1 protein-coding gene is annotated in these 218 nt (G+C 59.2%); it reads left to right on the plus strand.

What is annotated here, in order from left to right; all coding sequences use genetic code 11:
• Positions 1-218, plus strand: a 218-nt coding sequence (locus QN359_RS20000; protein WP_323493533.1) for a hypothetical protein, incomplete at both ends; no start/stop codon positions are given.

Consider the following 218-nt stretch of genomic DNA (forward strand, 5'->3'; position numbering starts at 1 on the left):
ACTGGCTTGCCGGGAACGACGGTAAGCTATCCGCATATTTTCAAAGCGCAGACCAGCGGTAAGCTGAGTTTCTTGGTTACCAGCGACGGGATTCCGTCGGAGAGCAGCCTGTGGCCGCTGCAAGTGTATGCCGACCCGAGCTGCAGCGGTCAGGTGCAGCCATCGGCGAGCGTATTGTTTCCTGCTGGGACGCCGCTCAGTACCAAGGCTGGTGACAA

Source organism: Undibacterium sp. 5I2 (assembly GCF_035019605.1).
GTDB lineage: Bacteria > Pseudomonadota > Gammaproteobacteria > Burkholderiales > Burkholderiaceae_D > Undibacterium.